This is a genomic window from Zoogloea oryzae, assembly GCF_030161255.1.
Taxonomy (GTDB): Bacteria; Pseudomonadota; Gammaproteobacteria; order Burkholderiales; family Rhodocyclaceae; genus Zoogloea; species Zoogloea oryzae.
The window spans coordinates 1-1,053 of the sequence record NZ_BSPX01000215.1 but is presented as its reverse complement, the minus strand read 5'-3'; the positions used below and the strand labels follow the sequence as shown (position 1 = coordinate 1,053).

Genomic DNA, 1,053 nt, shown 5'->3' with positions numbered 1-1,053 from the left:
TCATTTGTATCCGCCGAGTCATTTTAGAATAGCACAACTGATTCATCTGGTCCCAAGGCCTCAGCCACCTCAGGTATTTCTTGCACACCTTCATCTACTTCTAATAGATCATGGATAATTGACACTGGTGCTACTGACCATATGACCTCTAGTTTCAAGGGCTTACACTCTACTAAACAATCAAGTCAATCACATATCACTAGTGCAAATGGAACCACCTCCTAAGTTACGGGAGAGGGATCTTTATCTCTTACACCCTCATTAAGTATTGATCATGTCCTAGTTGTCCCTTCACTCGACTATGACTTATTATCTGTTCCTCAAATCATTGACTCCCTTAATTGTACCGTATGTTTTTGGCCATCCTATTGTCTTTTTCAGGATCTCCTCACCAGGACCGTGGTTGGATGTGGTACTAGAAGGGGAAGGTTGTATTATCTGGACTTGACAGAAGATTGCAACAAGATTTTGAGTCATGCACATCATACAAGAGGAGACGAGTCTAGTAGAATGAAGAAGATTTGGTTATGGCATAGACGACTTGGGCATGCTTCCTTTGATTATCTTAAACTTTTGTTTCCAGATTTATTTACCAAATTTATCAAATCAGACTTTCATTGTGAAACTTGTGTCTTAGCCAAAAGCCATCGTAGTTCTTACCCATTGAGATTAAGTAGAAGTATTATGCCCTTCATGATTATTCACTCTGATGTTTGGGGACCATCACACGTTCCCACTTTTAGTGATTTTAGGTGGTTTAATGATTGCACCCGAATGACATGGGTGTTTCCCTTAAGACAGAAGAGTGAGGTTCTCTCAAAATTCAAGACCTTTTATCAATACATTACTACTCAGTTTGAGATGAAAATCAAAACTCTTCGGTCTGATAATGGAGGAGAGTACGTCAACCATGACATGCATAACTTCCTGAGCCAGCATGGTATTGTACACCAGACAACATGTGTCTACACACCTCAACAAAATGGCGTCGCGGAGCGTAAGAATCGTCACCTCCTTGAAGTCGTTCGTGCCTCTTTATTTGAAGGCACATAT

1 protein-coding gene is annotated in these 1,053 nt (G+C 40.6%); it reads left to right on the top strand.

Features of this window, described 5'->3' with window-relative positions; genetic code table 11:
- Positions 1 to 510: 510 nt before the first annotated feature.
- On the top strand, positions 511 to 1,053 hold a 543-nt coding region (locus QQK25_RS24810), incomplete at its 3' end, for a transposase (protein ID WP_498027253.1).